Source organism: Ruegeria sp. SCP10 (assembly GCF_040329495.1).
Lineage (GTDB): Bacteria > Pseudomonadota > Alphaproteobacteria > Rhodobacterales > Rhodobacteraceae > Ruegeria.
This window is the reverse complement of sequence record NZ_JBDZYF010000002.1, coordinates 407,207-423,920: the sequence shown is the minus strand read 5'-3', so window position 1 is coordinate 423,920 and position 16,714 is coordinate 407,207. Positions and strand designations below refer to the sequence as shown.

Annotated in this window: 17 protein-coding genes; 9 read left to right on the top strand and 8 right to left on the bottom strand. The window is 59.2% G+C overall.

Translation table 11 applies throughout. The annotated features are described in order from the left end of the window. The first annotated feature begins 48 nt into the window (after positions 1-48). Positions 49-636 (top strand): glutathione S-transferase family protein, encoded by a 588-nt coding sequence (locus tag ABLN87_RS08480; protein WP_353009015.1) that lies wholly within the window; start codon positions 49-51, stop codon positions 634-636. Here the strand turns inward: ABLN87_RS08480 and ABLN87_RS08475 are convergent. Next, entirely contained in the window at positions 629-1,810 is a 1,182-nt protein-coding gene (locus ABLN87_RS08475) for a TIGR03862 family flavoprotein (protein ID WP_353009013.1), read from the bottom strand. The genes ABLN87_RS08480 and ABLN87_RS08475 overlap by 8 nt on opposite strands. Before the next feature lie 46 nt (positions 1,811-1,856). Here ABLN87_RS08475 and ABLN87_RS08470 point away from each other — a divergent pair, with 46 nt between their 5' ends. Continuing rightward, positions 1,857-2,153: an HNH endonuclease gene (locus ABLN87_RS08470; protein WP_353009011.1), complete on the top strand. Its 297-nt coding sequence runs from the start codon at positions 1,857-1,859 to the stop codon at positions 2,151-2,153. On the opposite strand, the gene ABLN87_RS08465 is transcribed toward ABLN87_RS08470, so the two are convergent. Genes ABLN87_RS08465 through ABLN87_RS08455 form a run of 3 tightly spaced genes read right to left on the bottom strand, consistent with a single transcriptional unit; the run spans position 2,154 to position 4,236 of the window. Further along, positions 2,154-2,891, bottom strand: coding sequence for a VOC family protein (locus ABLN87_RS08465; protein WP_353009010.1), 738 nt, complete (start codon positions 2,889-2,891; stop codon positions 2,154-2,156). Then, on the bottom strand, positions 2,888-3,496 hold the full coding sequence (locus ABLN87_RS08460) for an enoyl-CoA hydratase/isomerase family protein (RefSeq protein ID WP_353009007.1): 609 nt from the start codon (positions 3,494-3,496) through the stop codon (positions 2,888-2,890). Before ABLN87_RS08460 ends, ABLN87_RS08465 begins: the two co-directional genes overlap by 4 nt. After that, entirely contained in the window at positions 3,493-4,236 is a 744-nt protein-coding gene (locus ABLN87_RS08455) for an SDR family oxidoreductase (RefSeq protein WP_353009004.1), read from the bottom strand. The genes ABLN87_RS08460 and ABLN87_RS08455 overlap by 4 nt, the downstream gene beginning before the upstream one ends. 139 nt (positions 4,237-4,375) lie before the next feature. Here ABLN87_RS08455 and ABLN87_RS08445 point away from each other — a divergent pair, with 139 nt between their 5' ends. The 5 genes from ABLN87_RS08445 (at position 4,376) to lpxK (ending at position 10,382) form a co-directional block, all read left to right on the top strand. After that, positions 4,376-5,896 carry a DUF2125 domain-containing protein gene (locus ABLN87_RS08445; RefSeq protein ID WP_425328971.1) on the top strand — a complete coding sequence of 507 codons (1,521 nt, stop codon included), beginning with the start codon at positions 4,376-4,378 and terminating at the stop codon, positions 5,894-5,896. A gap of 135 nt (positions 5,897-6,031) precedes the next feature. Next, positions 6,032-7,378, top strand: coding sequence for a TldD/PmbA family protein (locus tag ABLN87_RS08440; protein ID WP_353008997.1), 1,347 nt, complete (start codon positions 6,032-6,034; stop codon positions 7,376-7,378). Continuing rightward, positions 7,365-8,165 carry an inositol monophosphatase family protein gene (locus ABLN87_RS08435; protein WP_353008994.1) on the top strand — a complete coding sequence of 267 codons (801 nt, stop codon included), beginning with the start codon at positions 7,365-7,367 and terminating at the stop codon, positions 8,163-8,165. The genes ABLN87_RS08440 and ABLN87_RS08435 overlap by 14 nt, the downstream gene beginning before the upstream one ends. Then, positions 8,162-9,397: a 3-deoxy-D-manno-octulosonic acid transferase gene (locus ABLN87_RS08430; RefSeq protein WP_353008992.1), complete on the top strand. Its 1,236-nt coding sequence runs from the start codon at positions 8,162-8,164 to the stop codon at positions 9,395-9,397. The genes ABLN87_RS08435 and ABLN87_RS08430 overlap by 4 nt, the downstream gene beginning before the upstream one ends. Continuing rightward, positions 9,384-10,382 carry a tetraacyldisaccharide 4'-kinase gene (gene lpxK, locus ABLN87_RS08425; RefSeq protein WP_353008990.1) on the top strand — a complete coding sequence of 333 codons (999 nt, stop codon included), beginning with the start codon at positions 9,384-9,386 and terminating at the stop codon, positions 10,380-10,382. The genes ABLN87_RS08430 and lpxK overlap by 14 nt, the downstream gene beginning before the upstream one ends. 33 nt (positions 10,383-10,415) lie before the next feature. On the opposite strand, the gene ABLN87_RS08420 is transcribed toward lpxK, so the two are convergent. Together ABLN87_RS08420 and ABLN87_RS08415 are read right to left on the bottom strand one after the other, a co-directional pair. Next, positions 10,416-11,078 (bottom strand): DsbA family protein, encoded by a 663-nt coding sequence (locus ABLN87_RS08420; protein WP_353008988.1) that lies wholly within the window; start codon positions 11,076-11,078, stop codon positions 10,416-10,418. Positions 11,079-11,091: 13 nt separating this feature from the next. Beyond that, complete coding sequence (locus ABLN87_RS08415) at positions 11,092-11,598, bottom strand: DUF721 domain-containing protein (RefSeq protein ID WP_353008986.1); 507 nt, start codon at positions 11,596-11,598, stop codon at positions 11,092-11,094. 105 nt (positions 11,599-11,703) lie between these two features. Here ABLN87_RS08415 and mutY point away from each other — a divergent pair, with 105 nt between their 5' ends. Both mutY and ABLN87_RS08405 read left to right on the top strand, forming a co-directional pair. Next, entirely contained in the window at positions 11,704-12,735 is a 1,032-nt protein-coding gene (gene mutY, locus ABLN87_RS08410) for an A/G-specific adenine glycosylase (protein WP_417750387.1), read from the top strand. Positions 12,736-12,794: 59 nt separating this feature from the next. Then, entirely contained in the window at positions 12,795-13,931 is a 1,137-nt protein-coding gene (locus ABLN87_RS08405) for an alkane 1-monooxygenase (RefSeq protein ID WP_353008982.1), read from the top strand. Between the two features lie 78 nt (positions 13,932-14,009). On the opposite strand, the gene ABLN87_RS08400 is transcribed toward ABLN87_RS08405, so the two are convergent. Both ABLN87_RS08400 and ABLN87_RS08395 read right to left on the bottom strand, forming a co-directional pair. After that, positions 14,010-15,392, bottom strand: coding sequence for an adenylate/guanylate cyclase domain-containing protein (locus ABLN87_RS08400; protein ID WP_353008979.1), 1,383 nt, complete (start codon positions 15,390-15,392; stop codon positions 14,010-14,012). A gap of 141 nt (positions 15,393-15,533) precedes the next feature. Continuing rightward, positions 15,534-16,637: a site-specific DNA-methyltransferase gene (locus ABLN87_RS08395; protein WP_353008977.1), complete on the bottom strand. Its 1,104-nt coding sequence runs from the start codon at positions 16,635-16,637 to the stop codon at positions 15,534-15,536. Positions 16,638-16,714: the final 77 nt, after the last annotated feature.

The window sequence follows — 16,714 nt, the reverse complement described above, 5'->3', positions numbered from 1 at the left end:
ACGCGCGATCCGGGTCACATTCGGGCAAACATTTGGCAGGAGGATAGCATGTACAAAGTCTATGGGAGCGTTCGAAGCCGCGCAGCGCGTGTCATCTGGCTGCTTGAGGAGTTGGGTCAGCCCTATGAGCTGATAAAAGTCGGACCACGCGACCCCCAGGTCGTTGCGTTGAACCACACTGGCAAGATCCCTGTACTCGAGGATGGTGGCCAGTTGATCTCGGACAGCTCCGCGATCATGACCTATCTGGCTGATAAACATGGCGCTTTCACCTATCCGGCAGGCAGCTATGACCGCGCCATTCAAGATTCGCTTTTTCATGCAATTCTTGACGAGTTGGACGCCGTTCTATGGGTCGCCGCACGACATGGCTTCATTTTGCCCGAAGACAAACGCGCACCCGGCATCAGTGAGTCGGCCAAATGGGAATTCGACAATAACTTCCAGCGGCTAGAACGCCGGTTTCAAGGTCCGTTCCTGCTGGGTGATCAAATGACAATTGCCGATATCCTTTTGGTCCATTGCATGAGCTGGGCCAAAGGCGCCGGCTTCCCTTTGAACTCAGATGTACTGAAAACCTATGGCAAAGAAATGCGGAACCGGCCTGCCTATAAGAAACTGGCCGAACTTAGCTAGTTTGCAACCAGTCAGCGGCTGATCGACCGGCCCAGCGCCCGGTGGCGAAACACGCCGTGAGCAGATAGCCCCCTGTCGGGGCTTCCCAATCCAGCATCTCGCCCGCGCAGAACACACCCGGAAGGTTGGTCAGCATCAGGCCATCATTCACTGCATCGCGTGAAACACCCCCTGCGGTCGAGATTGCTTCGTCTATCGGGCGCAATCCAGAGTGACGGATGGGCAACGCCTTGATCACCTTGGCCAACGCCTCGGGCTCGGAGGGAAGAGGGCGACCAAACTCGGTCAGCAAAGCGGTTCGGGTCGGACCCAGCTTGAGCGACTTGCGAATATGGTTGGATAGACTGGCTTTGCCGCGTGTTTTGCTTAGGCGCTGCGCCACATCCTCCGCCGACAGATCGGGCATCAGGTCAAGGGTCAACTCCGCCCCTTCCCGCACGGCTTTGCAGATGGTGTAGATGCCGCCGCCTTCCAGACCACGGGCGGAGATCATGGCTTCGCCCCGCGTGCGCAGCGATCCGGCCTGAAGTGCCACGCCTTTGATCGGCGCGCCGAAATGCGGTGCCATGTGATCTGACCAATCGACCAGAAAACCGGCATTGGCGGGCGCAAACGGGGCACTATTTACACCTTTCTGGGAAAGGATGTCCGCCCATGCGCCATCCGATCCCAAACGCGCCCAACTGGCCCCACCCATCGCAAGAATCGTCACGTCTGCCTTGATCGCCTGCCCCCCGTTAGGTGTGTCGAAACTCAGCGCTTCGCCCCGCCAGCCAGTCCAACGCCAGCGGGTTCTGATCTCAACACCCGCCTCTGAAATGCGCGCCATCCATGCGCGCAACAAGGGAGAGGCTTTCATGACCGTCGGAAACACGCGCCCCGTGGAGCCGGTGAATAGTTCCTGCCCCAGCTCTCGGGCCCAGTTTTTCACATCCTGCGCGTCGAATTCCGCCAGCATCGGGCGGAGCCAGTCAGCGGCTTCGTCATACGATTGGAGCAGCGACTCGAACGGTTCATCCTTGGTCAGGTTCAGGCCCGACTTTCCGGCCATCAGAAACTTGCGCGCGGCAGACGGCTTGGCCTCGGCCACCAGAACCCTGTGACCAGCTTGGGCCAGCTGTTCTGCGGCCATCAATCCGGCGGGCCCTGCCCCGATCACCACTGCCTGCGCCATCGCAGCCCTCTTGCCTTCATCGCCCGCAGGCGCATCATTCCATATCATGACGAACAGCGATCAAATCTGCCCGCTTTGCGACCGCCCGATCCCCGAGGGCAGCGGAAGCCTGCATCATCTGATCCCAAAACTCAAAGGAGGCAAGGGCGGACCCACCGTGCTGCTGCACAACATTTGCCACAAAGAGGTCCACGCCACCTTGTCCGAGGCCGAACTGGCGCGCAGTTTCAACACGGTCGAGACCCTGCGCGCCCATCCACGGCTTGAGAACTTCCTGAACTGGGTCCGCAAACGCCCACCCGGCTTTCAATCGAAAGTGCCGGGCAAGCGCAGAGGGCGATGATCAAACTGGAAAGATGGGATCGCCAAACGCATCCTGAATTGGCTCTGCCAAACCTTCGACCTCCAACCCCTTAAAGTCCGGTACAGGCGCAAATTGCGCACCCGGAATGTGCTGGAATTCCAGCGTTGAGTAAGGGCGTTTCCAAAGCCATTCGCGGTTCGACACCGCCCAAAGATCGGGATCAGGCGGTACGTCATGCGTGAACGCATAGAAATGCAGATCGAAGCCGTGCGGGGCGACCTCCTGCATCGATAGAAGGGACATACCTTGGGCGCGACAGACTGCATCTTCCGCTGCGATGTCACCGGTCCGCAGGGTGATTTGACCAACCCGCGCTTGCGCAAAGGGTCGCGCCAGATCGGCTGCGTTTTCAGGCCGGTTGCCTTCGAAATCATGCTGCAACAGCTCGATCACGAACCCTTCAGGGTCGCTTAGATGGGCCATATAACCGATGTCCAGAAACTGGCGCGGCGCGCTGACCGCGTGATCCTGTTGGCGCAAGGCTTCCACCGCCATGTCCACATCCGGCAGAGTGATCCCGATCTTCCAATAGCGCTGGCCAGGGTCGTGGGCGTATCCACCGCCGCCCGGCATCAGCAATAAGTCCGCATCCTGCCCGTCATAGCCAACACGGCGATTCTGCCCCTCGGCCCTCACCGACATGCCCAGCGCATCCCGATAAAAACCGGCCAGACGATCCGGGTCAGCGACGCGCAATCGCAGTGCGGACAGCCTCATCGGCACAGCCCAGCAATACCCGCCGCGATGTCGGGCTTTGCAGCGACACTGTCCGCAACCAGTTCGCGCGCTGTGGGCATCAGGTCTTCGTGTGCGACGATGCGATCGACGAGGCCAAAAGCATAGGCCTCCTCGGCCGAGATTTTCTGGCCAGACATCAGGATCAGTTTAGTCCGCGCCGGGCCAATCAGGGCCGCCATGCGCTTCGGATCAGACGGTTGCGGCAAGAAGCCAAGTTTCATCACCGGATAGAAGAACTTGGCGGAAGGTACTGCAATGCGCAGATCACAGGCCAACACCATCCCGTTCGCCCCACCCGCCAGCGTGCCGTTCAGGGCGGCAACCGTCAGGCAGGGCAAGACGGCAATGGCACCCGACAGGCGTTCCCAGACATCCGATGTCGCCAGCCCGGCGCGCGCCTCGTCCAGATCGGCACCGGCACTAAACACTTTGCCTGCACCTGTCAGGATCAGGGCGCTGGCCACGGTCGCCGCCTCTGCAATCTCGGCCAGTTCGGTCAGCATCGCCCCGGTCAGGGCGTTTGCCTTGCCGGGGTTGTTGATCGTGACGGTCCAAAGCCCGTCGTCTTGCGTCAGTTCAATCACGTCAGGCCGATCCTTTGGCGGATGTCATCCTGGCGCAGGGAAATCTCGGCCCCTAGAAACTCATCCGCGTCAGGCGAGCACATCCACAACAGCGCCCGCGCAGGCCAGTCCGCCGGGATATGAACATCCCAGTCCAACTGGCTGACCGGGTTGATGCCGCTGGCCTTAATGACACGCTGCATATCCGTGGCCACCGTGCCCGGAGACAGACCCATGGCGCGGATACCGTTATGCACCTCTTCCAGATGCAGGCATTCGGTCAGCATCTTTGCCCCGGCTTTGGAGGAACAATAGTGGCTCCACGCCTCAACCGGGTTGGACGCTGCGCCGGATGAGACGGTCAGTATCGTCCCTCCGCCCGCGGCACGCATAACTGGCAGGGCGGCGCGCATCCCGTAGAACACGCCTTTAAGGTTGATGTCGATGGCCTGGCTCCAGGATTCGACATCTGCATTGGCCAGATGAAAGATCGGCTCGATCACCCCGGCATTACCTATTAGCACATCCAATCCGCCAAAACGGGCGACGCAATCAGCCACCGCCTGCTCGACCTGTGCGAAATCGCTGACATCGCAAGCCAACGCAATCGCATTGTCGCCCAGCGCAGCCGCCAGCGCATCAATCTGATCACGACTGCGCGCAACCAGCGCCACATTGGCCCCGGCTGCGGCAAAAACGCGCCCTGCCTCGGCCCCGATGCCCCGGCTGGCGCCGGTTATTAGTACTGTTTTTCCCTGCATTTGCCCCTCCTCACGCATTGGGCTGGAATTTGGCTACAGGCGTAGCGCGGAAACGGGGAAAGGGTCCAGCCCTTGCCCCCTTGACGATGCCCGCCACAACCCCGACCATGCGCCCCAAATTGATCAAGAAAGGTTCCTTATGTCTGTTTTCCTCCGCCGCAGTTGCGGCGCTGCCTTAGCCTATACCATCGCCACCCAAGGCGCCTGGGCCGACCTGACCGCCAATGATGTCTGGGTGGATTGGCAATCTTACTTTCAGTCGATGGGCTATACCATTACCGGTGATGAAAGCAGTGCCGGGGACGTGACGACTATCGCGAACATGACTGTGCTGATGGATCTGCCCGAGGATGAGGCCGAGTTTAGCATGATGATGCCTGAAGTTACGCTGACAGAAAACGGAGATGGCACGGTCAGCATCGGCTTCCCAGAAAGCTTTCCGTTGACACTGTCCGGCACCGCAGAAGATGAGGTGTTTTCCGTCGATCTGGTCTATTCTCAGACCGATCTGGACATGGTTGTCTCAGGCACACCTGAGGACATGACCTATGATTATTCGGCGTCCCAGCTGAGCGTCGCGATTGAAGAGCTGGAGGCAGGCGATGAAGCGCTGCCCGCTGATGCATTTGACGTCCAGTTCGACATGGTCGATGTGACCGGCAGCTCGCGCATGCTCATCGGTGAAGATCGCACCATCGCTCAGACCCTGGAGGCCGCAGAGCTGTCTTACAACATCGCGTTTGAAGACCCTGAACTTGGGGATTCGGGCCTGTTCGTTGGACAGTTGAATGATCTGACATTCGAAGGCGACAACGTTCTGCCAAGCGGGCTAGACCTGAGCGATCCCAGTGCGTTTTATACCTCCGGTTTCGAATTTGATGGTGAATTCACTTACGGCTCGGGCGAGACAAATGTCAGCGGGGTCGCAGAGGGTAGCGAGTTCACCATGGCAAGCTCCTCCGAAGGTGGGCGTTTCGCGGCCAGTATGGACGCCGAGAGCTTGGCTTATGATCTTGAACAGAACAAAACCCAGATGGCAGTGACCACAGCCGACCTGCCTTTCCCACTGGAACTGGCGATGGAAAAGGCTGGTCTGAAGCTTGATATCCCGGTGCAGCCCTCGGATGAGGTCAAACCGTTTGGGTTTGCGATGAATCTCACCGATTTCACCATGTCCGACGTTTTGTGGAGCATGTTTGACCCCGCAGGCACCCTGCCCCGCGACCCGGCAACAATTGCACTGGATACAAGCGGAACGGCCAAGGTGCTGATGAACATCTTCGACCCGGAACAGGCGGCAGCTCTGGAAAGCTCCGACGAACTGCCTGCCGAGTTGCATTCGTTGACGATCAACGAGCTGCTGGTCTCGCTGGTTGGCGCGCGCCTGTCAGGTGACGGCGACTTTGCCTTCGACAACGAAAACACCCAGGAATTCGGCATGCCCGCCCCATCGGGTGTCGCTAATCTTGAGTTGGTGGGCGCAAATGCACTGATCGACAAACTGATTGGAATGGGTCTGGTGTCCGAGAATGACGCGCTGGGTGCGCGTATGATGATGGGCATGATGGCCGTACCGGGTGATGAGCCGGATACGCTGACATCGAAGATTGAGTTCACCGAAGACGGCCAGATTCTGGCCAATGGTCAACGCATTAAGTAAATGTGATCGAACAAGGGCGCCCCAATGCGCCCTTGTTCATGACCTTGGATGCAAACACCACGATTGCATCCGGCTGCAGGTCTTGCGAGACGGGCTGTGCAAGGCTAGGTCCTGTGCAAAGAAACCGGAGACGCCATGACCCGCACGCCACAAGAGTTGACCCAGAACCTGTTGGATGCTGCCCGCAAAGCCGGGGCCGAGGCAGCGGATGCCATCGTGATCGATGGCTCTTCGGTCTCTGTCGAGGTGCGGCACGGAGAGTTGGAGCATGCCGAACGCTCGGAAGAAACGGAATTTGGGCTGCGCGTGTTCGTGGGCAAACAGCAAGCGATTGTCTCCAGTTCTGACACGCGACCCGATACGCTGACCAAAATGGCGGAACGCGCCGTGGCCATGGCCAAGGAGGCGCCGGAGGACCCGTTTACGGGCCTAGCTGACAGCGCTCAACTAGCGACAGATTGGGATATCGACGCGTTGGAGCTGTTCGATCCTGCGCCGGAACCCGCAGCAGATGCCTTGATGCAGGATGCGATTGCCGCCGAGGCGGCGGCAATCGCCGTGTCCGGCGTATCGCAAGTGTCGGATGCAGCGGCCGGTTACGGCACCCATCGGGTTAGTTTGGCGGCGACCAACGGGTTTTCCGGGGAGTACGCGCGCAGCTATCGGTCAACCTCCTGCGTGGCGATCTCGGGCGAAGGCACGGGGATGGAGCGTGACTATGACGGCGACGCCCGCACCTTCCAATCGGACCTGCGCACGCCGCAGGATATTGGCCGCTCGGCAGGCGAACGGGCCGTGTCGTTGGTGGGCGCGCGCAAACCGAAGACCGGAAGCTTTCCGGTTTTGTTTGACGAGCGCATATCGACTTCTTTGATCGGTCACTTGCTGGCAGCCAGCAACGGCGCCGCTATTGCGCGCGGGGCATCCTGGCTGAAAGACAATCTGGGGGAACAGGTTCTGCCCGCGCATCTCTCCCTGATCGAAGACCCGCATCGCCCGCGCATCTCGGGCTCTCGCCCCTTTGATGCCGAAGGCCTGCCAACCCAAAGTCGTGCGATTGTCGAAAACGGGGCACTGACCGGCTGGACGATGGATTTGTCCAGCGCGCGCAAGCTGGACATGGCCTCGACCGGAAATGCCGCCCGTGGCGTTTCAGGTCCGCCCTCGCCCAGCAATTGGAACCTGAGCCTGACCCAAGGCACGCAAAGCCGTGTCGATTTGCTGCGCGATATGGGAACCGGACTATTGGTCACATCGATGATTGGTTCAACGATCAACCCCAACACCGGTGACTACTCACGCGGGGCATCGGGTTTCTGGGTCGAAAATGGCGAGATCACCTATCCGGTCAACGAATGCACGATCGCGGGCAACCTGCGAGATATGCTTATGCGGATGATCCCGGCCAATGATGCGCGGCCCTATTTGTCGCGGGTCGTGCCCTCGGTACTGATCGAAGGAATGACGCTTGCCGGCAACTGATCTGCCCCTTCTGATCGACGCGGCCCTTGAGGCTGGCAAGATCGCGTCCCGCTATTCGGGACCGCAGGCGCAGCGCTGGGATAAACCCGACGGTGCCGGACCCGTGACCGAAGCCGATCTGGCCGTGAATGCGATGCTCGAACAACGCCTACCAGCGGCCCGCCCGGGCTATGGCTGGCTCAGCGAAGAGACCGAAGACACCGCCGCGCGCCTTGATCGAGACCGAGCCTTTATCATCGACCCAATCGATGGCACCCGCAGCTTTGCCGAGGGGTCCCGGACATGGGCCCATTCGCTGGCCGTTACCGACAACGGCGAAGTGACTGCTGCCGTGATCTACCTGCCCATGCGCGATCTGCTTTATGCCGCCAGCAAGGGCCAGGGGGCCACGCTGAATGGCGCGCCGATCCACGCGACAAAGGCCGAGGTTTTGGACCAGTCCGAGCTTCTGGCCGCCAAGCCGAACTTGGCTGCGCATCATTGGCGCGCGGGTCAGGTGCCACCCTTCAAACGGGCCTACCGCCCATCGCTGGCCTATCGCATGGCTCTGGTCGCCGAGGGCCGGTTCGACGGAATGCTGACGCTGCGCCCTAGCTGGGAATGGGATATCGCAGCAGGCGATCTGATCGTGCGCGAAGCGGGCGGAATATGTACGGATCGCCAAGGTCAGCCGCTGCGCTTTAACAACGAACATCCCCGATTGAACGGGGTGGTCGCCGCCGGTGAAGGACTGCATACCATTCTGGCCGCGCAACTCAATGAGGATGGTCCGGGGATCCCGGTATGAGCCAGCCCCAATCGCTTAGCCTTATGGCCTATCGGATTCTGTCGTGGCGTATGCCGAAAAAAGACGGCAGAACCGATCTGCCACGCCCGACAGGCGAGGTTATGTGGGTGCATATCGCTGATCCGAACCGCCTGCGCGTGATCGTCGATCTATGCGAGCGACTGAAACAGGTCCGGCCGGGATTGTCCGTGCTGCTAACCGCCCCTCCGGATGCTGATCTTTCGCGTTGGACGGAAACCAGCTTTCCCCTGATCACACTCCCTTTGGAACATACTGGCGCAGCCCGAAGTTTTTTGGATCATTGGCACCCGGACATGGGTCTGTGGGTCGGTGGTGGGTTGATGCCAAGCATCATCACCCGCGCCGCAGAGCAGAAAATCCCTCTGATCCTGATCGAAGCAACACCCGATGTTTCAAGCGCCAGACTTGCGCGCTGGCTGCCGGATATCAGCCGGTACACCTTCAATTGCTTTGATCATATTCTGACGCCATCAGAAGAGATCGCGCGCCAGATTAGACGGCTGGGTATTCCGTCGTCAAAAGTCGAGGAAACCCCACCCCTTCAGATCAGTCCAAACCCGAAGCCATGGCCCGAAGACGAACTGATCGAGGTCACCCATACCCTGTCCAGCCGACCCGTCTGGCTAGCGGCATGGGTTCAGGATAAAGAGTTTATCTCGGTCCTCAGCGCCCACCGTCAGGCCTTGCGCATGATGCCCCGGCTGGTGTTGGTTTTGCATGTCGCCGATATGGGCGAAGCACAGCCCCTGCAGCGGCGCCTGGCATCGATGGATTTGCGCTGCAGCAACTGGGACGAGGGTAACCAGATCGAAGACGCAACACAGGTCATCCTGACCTCAGAGCCCGAGGATCTGGGCCTGTGGCAACGGGTCTGCCCGGTGACATTCATGGGCAGCTCGCTTGAGCGCGGCGCAGGCGGATGCGATCCGCTGGAAACGATTGCCCTTGGCTCAGCCATCGTGCACGGACCATTTGTGCATCGATACCAGGGGCTTTACGATCAGCTGGAACAGATCAAAGCAGCCCGTATGATCAAATCCGCAACCGAGTTGGGCGACGCGGTGGCCGAACTGCTGGCACCGGATCAGGCGGCGGGAATGGCACTGGCCGGGTGGCAAATGATCACCGAAGGCGCGCCTCAGGCCGACAGGTTGATCGAGATGGTGCAGGACGCGCTGGACCAACGGAGTTCGGACAATGCGAGCACCTGAATTTTGGAACACACCCCCGGATCAACTGGATCTAAGGGCGCGCATATTGACCCCCCTGGGTCGTATCTATGCGTCGGCAACGGCCCGCCGCGTCGCACAGGAGGCCAGTGTCAAACCGGGCGTGCCGGTTATTTGCATCGGCAATCTGAACGCAGGCGGTACGGGCAAGACACCCACTGCAATCTGGATGGTCGAGCAATTGCGCGACAGCTGGCACACGCCACATATCGTGACCCGTGGACACGGCGGCACGCTGGAAGGCCCGGTGCGGGTCGACCCCGGCAAGCACTCGGCAGCGCAAGTCGGGGATGAACCGTTGCTGCTGGCCATGTTCGCCGATGTCTGGGTCGCAAAAGACCGGGCCGTCGGGGCACGCGCGGCGGCGGAGGGTGGGGCAACGGTCATCGTTTTAGACGATGGGTTTCAAAACCCCTCGGTCGCCAAGGATTTCTCGATCATCGTGGTGGACGCCCAGCGCGGGTTCGGGAACGGACTTTGCTTGCCCGCAGGTCCGTTGCGCGAACCGGTCGATGTTGGCCTGAAACGCGCCGATCTGGTGCTTTCGCTTGGAGATGCCGCCGCACAGGCAAGTTTTGCCGAGCAGTGGGGTGACGCGATCACCGTGCCGCTTGCAACCGGAGTGGTCGAGCCCTTGCAGACCGGTATGGACTGGGCAGGCTCAAAATTGCTGGCCTTCGCCGGGATCGGCCACCCCGAGAAGTTCTTTCAAACCCTCCGCCAACAGGGGGCAGAGCTTGCGCGCGCCGAAGCGCTGGATGACCACCAGCCTTTGACCACAGCCCTGATGACCCGCCTTGAGAACGAAGCGCGCCTAATGGGCGCACAAATGGTGACAACCGAGAAAGACGCTGTCCGCCTGCCCGAAGCCTTTCGGCGAAAGGTCGTGACCCTGCCGGTTCGTCTTCAGATCTCGGATGCAGACGCCGTCAAAGAGTTGTTGGCAAAGGTCGCGCCGTCACCCTAGGGCCGGCCCTGTTCGGGCCGACCGGATAACAGCTTAGCTGCCCAGTTCGGATTCGATCAGCTGCTTGAAATCGTCATAAGACTGGTTGGACACTTTCTTGCCGTTGACGATGAAAGACGGTGTCGCCTCAATCCCGTCACGCTCGGCGTTTTCCTGATACCAGGCAACCAATGTCTGAGCGCGTGTGCCATCTTGCAAGCAAGCTTCAAGCTGATCGTTGTCGATCCCTGCGAGGCGACCGATCTTGCGCAACTCATCCACGATCTCAGTCGGGCCACCGGCGCGGGTCCATTCGGACTGACCCTCGTAAAGCAGATCGGTGATGCCAAAGAACTTATCGGGACCCGCGCAGCGCGCTATCATCGAAGCCCACAGACCATAGCGGTCAAAATAGACCTCACGATAGGTGAACTTGACCTTGCCGGTGTCGATGAAATCCTTCTTCAACTGCTTATAGGCGCCTTTATGAAAGGTGGCGCAATGCGGGCAGGTGTAGGATGCGTATTCGATGATCTCGACCGGAGCATCTTCGGCCCCCTGAACCATTTCAACAATGGTCGATGTATCCAGCTCTGCCTCTTGTGCGACGGCACTTCCGACCAGCGGGTTGGTGGGGGTCGAACTTGTGGTTGTCAGCCAATACCCACCAGCGGCAATGGCGACAGCCGCACAGATTCCTGTTGCAATACGGCTCATTCTCAGCCCTTTCTCAGCGTTTGTGCTTAGATAAAATGTTGCGGCCCAGACGTTCAAGGGCAGCGCGCAAATCACCATCGTGAATGTCACGCGACACTTTGTCTGCCTCGGCTGCGATTTCAGGTTCGATTTCGGGTTTTGGCGGCTTCGGTTTGTGATCGAAACTGGCCTGCCCCTCGGCAAATCCGGTCGGAGCGGTCTGGGTGATGCGGATACGGCTGATCGCGTTGTAACCGTAAACGGCATTCACCTTTCCGCGCAGCTGCTCCTTCTGCATTTCCAGCATCGGAGCCTGCGGCCCGGTGGTCAGCAGCGTCAATGTGGCACCAATCCCGCCTTTGCCATACCCCACATTCACTGGACGCGCGATCGAGGCAGTATCCTGCCCCACAATCTCGGCCCAGTGAGTCAGCAGACGCGACACAGCAAATCCCCGGCTTTCCCCGGCGCGCCGAATCTGATCATTCAGCAAACTGGCGGTGCGTTTGAACCCGCGGGTCGAGGAACGTCTGCGTTGCATCTGGTTTCCAACTCCTGCGCCGCTATTGTAATGGGCAGGATGGCAGGTGCCAGCGAAACCCGACAGGGAGTTAGATAAAACTTGCGTGACATCACTGAATTCAGCGTGAGCACCACGCTTTTGGACTGGTACGACCGCCACGCCCGCGAAATGCCATGGCGCGTGGGGCCGGCGGATCGGGCGGCTGGTGTACAGCCTGACCCATACCGCGTCTGGCTGTCCGAGGTGATGTTGCAGCAAACAACCGTGGCCGCCGTGCGCGATTACTTCATGCGCTTCACCACGCGCTGGCCCACGGTTCAGGCGCTGGCCGCCGCACCCGATGATCAGGTCATGGGTGAATGGGCCGGACTTGGCTACTATGCTCGCGCCCGCAACCTGTTGAAATGCGCGCGGGTCGTGGCCGAAGATCACAATGGGCAGTTTCCGGACACTTACGATGCGCTTTTGCAATTGCCCGGAATTGGCCCCTATACCGCCGCTGCGATCTCGGCCATTGCCTTTGACCGTCCCGAGACTGTACTGGACGGCAATGTGGAACGGGTGATGGCGCGGCTTTATGACATACACGATCCGCTGCCCGGATCGAAACCCGTTCTGAAGGAAAAAGCCGCCACGCTGACGCCCAACCTGCGACCCGGAGACTACGCGCAGGCCGTCATGGATCTGGGCGCAACCATCTGCACTCCGAAATCCCCCGCCTGTGGCATCTGCCCGCTGCGCGATCCCTGCCAGGCCCGGATCGCCGGAACACAGTCAGAGCTGCCAAAGAAAACCCCTAAAAAGCCCAAACCCACCCGCTTTGGTCATATCTACATCGCCCAACGCATGGACGGCGCACTATTGTTGGAACGCCGTCCTGATAAGGGTCTATTGGGCGGTATGCTCGGCTGGCCCGGGTCTGACTGGTCTGAGACCCCTGCCGAAGCGCCCCCTTTCCAAGCGGATTGGCGCACCCTGCCGCGCCAAGTGCGCCACACTTTTACGCATTTCCATCTGGTGCTGAAAATCTGGACAGCCGAGCTGCCAACCAACACCATACCAGACGGGCTGACACTTCTGACCAAGCATGAGTTCAAACCCAGCGACCTACCTACTGTGATGCGCAAGGCTCACGATTTGTGGAGGGGGCAATAAGCCCGCTGTCCAAGCGCGATTGGTGGGGCTAGGCTGGATTCAAAGGCGCGGAGCAACAGATGATCGCAACTCAAACCCTGACCCGTTGGCAAACGGCGATGCCCTTTTGGATGTCGTTCCTGCTGATCCCCTTGATCTGGGCCACAGCAGTTGCCGGAGGTTGGTGGGTCCTGCTGATCCCGTTGTCCACCTGGTGGGCCTTTGCCGCTCTCGATCGGCTCACCGGGCTCAATCTGGAAAATGCCGACCCGGAAACGCCCGATGACATCTTGCATTGGTACATCCTGCTGACCAAGCTTTGGGTCCCTGCCCAGTTCATCACACTGTTTGGCCTGATCTGGTATGCAACCCATACCGACCATCTGACGACCTGGTCCAAGATTGGCCTGTTCTTCGGTATGGGCATCCTTTCGGGCACGGTGGGTATCAATTACAGCCATGAATTGATGCACCAGAAATCCCGGCTTGAGCGTTGGCTGGGGGATATCCTGCTGGCAATGGTATTGTATTCTCATTTCCGATCCGAACATCTGCTGGTGCACCACCGCTATGTCGGAACGCCGCGAGACCCGGTTACCGCGCGCTATAACGAAGGGTTCCATCGCTTCTATCCACGCGTTTTATTGCAATGCCTGGTCTCAGCCTTTCACGCCGAGAAGGACAAGCTTGCCCGCAAAGATCGCCCTTGGGCAGACCGCGCAAACCCGTTCTGGCGCTATTGGGCGCTACAGGGCGGGATGCTTCTGCTGGCCGGGCTGATCGGAGGATGGGTCGGGCTGGGATTGTTCCTGCTGCAGGCGGGCGTTGCCATCTGGCAACTGGAATTGGTCAACTATGTCGAACATTACGGGCTGACGCGGAAACACATGGGTGACGGCAAATACGAACATGTCCTGCCCCGCCATTCCTGGAACGCCGCGCAAAAAGCATCGAACTGGCTGCTGATCAACCTTCAGCGTCACTCGGACCACCACTATAAACCAAACCGGCGCTTCCCCTTGTTGCAAAACCATGCAAATGAGGACGCGCCGCAACTGCCCTATGGCTATCCCGTGATGACCGTTGCCGCGATGATCCCGCCCCTGTGGCGGCGCGTCATGAACCCTCGGGTCCGGGCCTGGCGGCGGCAATACTACCCCGAAATCAAGGATTGGCGCCCTTACAACAAAGCGCTGAACCCACGGCCAAATGCCTGACCGCAGCGCGCCCTGCGCGCTGCCCGGCCCAACGGGTGGGGTTGCATCTTTGATGCGGCCCCTCCAAGCGGGAGCTCCTTAGTTGATCCAGATATCCATAGGGTCTTCAACGCCGCGCACTGGTTGGCTGGCTTTTTGGGCGAACCCTTCCAGCAATGGCTGGCTCGTCGGGCTTTCTTTCGACGCTTGGTTCCGCAGTGCATCACTGATCACAATATCCGCCTTGAATTCGCGGGTCATCGCCTCAAGCTTGGCCGCCACGTTCACGGCATCGCCGATCACTGCAAACTCCAGCCGGTTGGCACCGATATCTCCCAAAACGACCGAGCCATAGTGGACCCCGATTCCGACGTGAATCTCGACCTCACCCGCGCGTCGGCGCTCAAGATTCCAGCGCTCGATAACCTCGGCCATGGCCCGCGCACAGCCAAGCGCGTTGGTCGCATCCAACGGCGTTGTGACCGGAGTTCCAAACGTGGCCATCAAGCCATCGCCAAGATACTTGTCCAACGTACCGTTATGCCGAAATACCTCGGTCTCCATCCGCCCATGAAATCCGCGCAGAACCTCGATCACCTCATAAGGATCGCGACCCGCCGCAAACCGGGTGAACCCAACAATGTCGATAAACAAAACCGCTATATTCTCTTTGCGAACCTGTTTAAGTGGCTCGTCGTTATGGCTGAGCGATTCAACCACATTCGGCGAGAAATACCGTGACAGGTTTGCGCGCTCCCTCTCCAGTCCTGCATTGCTGAGCAGAAGGCGATTGAGCCGTCGCATCGAAATGCCCAAGGTCACAGCAACCATCACAAATACGATGACTTCCTGAATCCGCAGAGACACGAGGAAGTTGTTGGGATCAAGCAATCCCTGCAGATCGGGATACCCTTGCAGCGCGACAAAGACCCTTTCACCCAATTCAGGGAATGGCGTCGCAATCCACCAGGCAATGACCCAGCCAACGGTCCAAACCATAGCCGTCCAGGATCCGATCGCAACAACAGTGCGCCATGAATAGGCCAGCGTTCCCGCAGCAAGAATAATGAAAAAGTACTGGAAGTTGTCGAACCGAAATTGTGTCGCAAGGGGCCGTACATCATCGCTGAACGGGTTCGGGACGATCATACCAAGCGTCATGATCAGCAGATCGGCAAAGATCAGAAGCAGCTCGACCCTGGATTGCCCGACGCGCCCCGCACGTTGGATCAACCAGCCGTTTGCGCAAATCAGCAAAAGGATGAAGTGATAGTACAGAACCTCCCAGTTTGGGTTCAGGTAGATCAGCAAAATCCCGGTCAAACCCATCGCAATCCAGCGGGCTCTGACAGCCAGCTCCAGCCCCTCGCGCTTGTGCCGTTCCAGCGCCTCTTCGGCGTATTTGTGGTCCAGATCAAAATCGTCCGGCTGAGTTATAAAGAAACGGCTAAAGCGGGACGGGCTGGGTGCAATGTCGGTCAAGGGTCAGCGCTCCTATACGGTCTGACGGGGTTGGCTTATGCAATCATTCCTTGGTCAAAAACAAAAGACCCCGCCGTAGGATCGGCGGGGCAAGGCTAAGTGCCTTGTGTCAGGCCACAGGCACCGGCGGTATTCTTGAAATCAGTTGTGCATCTCGGACCGGATTTGCTGACGCAACACGTCGATGGGCACTGTCTTGCCATCGCGCTTGAAGCACCAATATGTCCAGCCGTTGCAGGAGGGGGCGTTTTCCAGATGCGCTCCAACCTGATGGATCGAGCCTTTGACATTGTCACCCACGAGGGTGCCATCTGCCCGAACCTTGGCTTTGTGACGCTGGTTCATGGAATAAAGCTCCTCACCCGGACGCAGCATGCCGCGTTCGACCAACTGGCCGAAGGGCACGCGCGGCTCGGCGCGTTTGCTGGCGCTGACCTCCAGCGCCTCACGGTCGAACTTGCGCACCTTGGCAATCCGCTTTTCCGCAACGTTACGATAGCTTTCCTCGCGCTCGATGCCGATGAACTCACGCCCCAACATCTTGGCAACAGCCCCTGTTGTGCCCGTTCCAAAGAACGGGTCCAGCACAACGTCACCGGGATTGGTCGAGCCGATCAGCACGCGATGCAGCAGCGATTCCGGCTTTTGCGTCGGATGTGCCTTGTCGCCGTTCTCGTCTTTCAGGCGTTCGTGCCCGGTACAGATCGGCAGTACCCAGTCGCTGCGCATTTGCACGCCTTCGTTCAGGGCCTTCAGCGCCTCATAGTTGAACGTGTATTTCGCGCCTTCCTGTTTCGAAGCCCAGATCATCGTCTCATGCGCGTTGGTAAAGCGCTTGCCACGGAAATTCGGCATCGGGTTCGATTTGCGCCACACGACGTCATTCAGAATCCAGTAGCCCGCATCCTGCAGCGCCGAGCCCACGCGGAAGATGTTGTGATAAGACCCGATCACCCAGATCGCACCATTGGGTTTCAGCAAGCGATGTGCCGCCTTTAACCATTCCCGCGTGAACTGATCATAGGCACCAAAACTGCTGAACTGATCCCAGTGATCGTCAACCGCATCGACTTGAGAGTTATCCGGGCGATGCAACTGGCCTTTCAGCTGCAGATTATAAGGCGGGTCTGCAAAGATCAGATCAACCGACGCCTCAGGCAGACTGTTCATCACATCGATGCAGTCTCCGGATAGAATCGTGTTTAAAGGGAGCGCGGCTGCGCCCTTTGTCTTAATGGTGGTCATATCACTGCCTCAGTTCCACGGCGCTTTTGCGCTCATTTGGTTGAGACAAGGATGAGTCAAAGATGATTCGCCGTCAA

What these genes read in the sequence shown, in the direction of transcription:
- ABLN87_RS08455 (WP_353009004.1), bottom strand. Translation starts at nt 4,236, where the DNA reads ATGCAGGGAAAAACAGTACTAATAACCGGCGCCAGCCGGGGCATCGGG.
- ABLN87_RS08445 (WP_425328971.1), top strand. Translation starts at nt 4,376, where the DNA reads ATGTCTGTTTTCCTCCGCCGCAGTTGCGGCGCTGCCTTAGCCTATACC.
- ABLN87_RS08395 (WP_353008977.1), bottom strand. Translation starts at nt 16,637, where the DNA reads ATGACCACCATTAAGACAAAGGGCGCAGCCGCGCTCCCTTTAAACACG.
- ABLN87_RS08480 (WP_353009015.1), top strand. Translation starts at nt 49, where the DNA reads ATGTACAAAGTCTATGGGAGCGTTCGAAGCCGCGCAGCGCGTGTCATC.
- ABLN87_RS08470 (WP_353009011.1), top strand. Translation starts at nt 1,857, where the DNA reads ATGACGAACAGCGATCAAATCTGCCCGCTTTGCGACCGCCCGATCCCC.
- ABLN87_RS08405 (WP_353008982.1), top strand. Translation starts at nt 12,795, where the DNA reads ATGATCGCAACTCAAACCCTGACCCGTTGGCAAACGGCGATGCCCTTT.
- ABLN87_RS08440 (WP_353008997.1), top strand. Translation starts at nt 6,032, where the DNA reads ATGACCCGCACGCCACAAGAGTTGACCCAGAACCTGTTGGATGCTGCC.
- ABLN87_RS08420 (WP_353008988.1), bottom strand. Translation starts at nt 11,078, where the DNA reads ATGAGCCGTATTGCAACAGGAATCTGTGCGGCTGTCGCCATTGCCGCT.
- ABLN87_RS08465 (WP_353009010.1), bottom strand. Translation starts at nt 2,891, where the DNA reads ATGAGGCTGTCCGCACTGCGATTGCGCGTCGCTGACCCGGATCGTCTG.
- ABLN87_RS08415 (WP_353008986.1), bottom strand. Translation starts at nt 11,598, where the DNA reads ATGCAACGCAGACGTTCCTCGACCCGCGGGTTCAAACGCACCGCCAGT.
- lpxK (WP_353008990.1), top strand. Translation starts at nt 9,384, where the DNA reads ATGCGAGCACCTGAATTTTGGAACACACCCCCGGATCAACTGGATCTA.
- ABLN87_RS08430 (WP_353008992.1), top strand. Translation starts at nt 8,162, where the DNA reads ATGAGCCAGCCCCAATCGCTTAGCCTTATGGCCTATCGGATTCTGTCG.
- ABLN87_RS08475 (WP_353009013.1), bottom strand. Translation starts at nt 1,810, where the DNA reads ATGGCGCAGGCAGTGGTGATCGGGGCAGGGCCCGCCGGATTGATGGCC.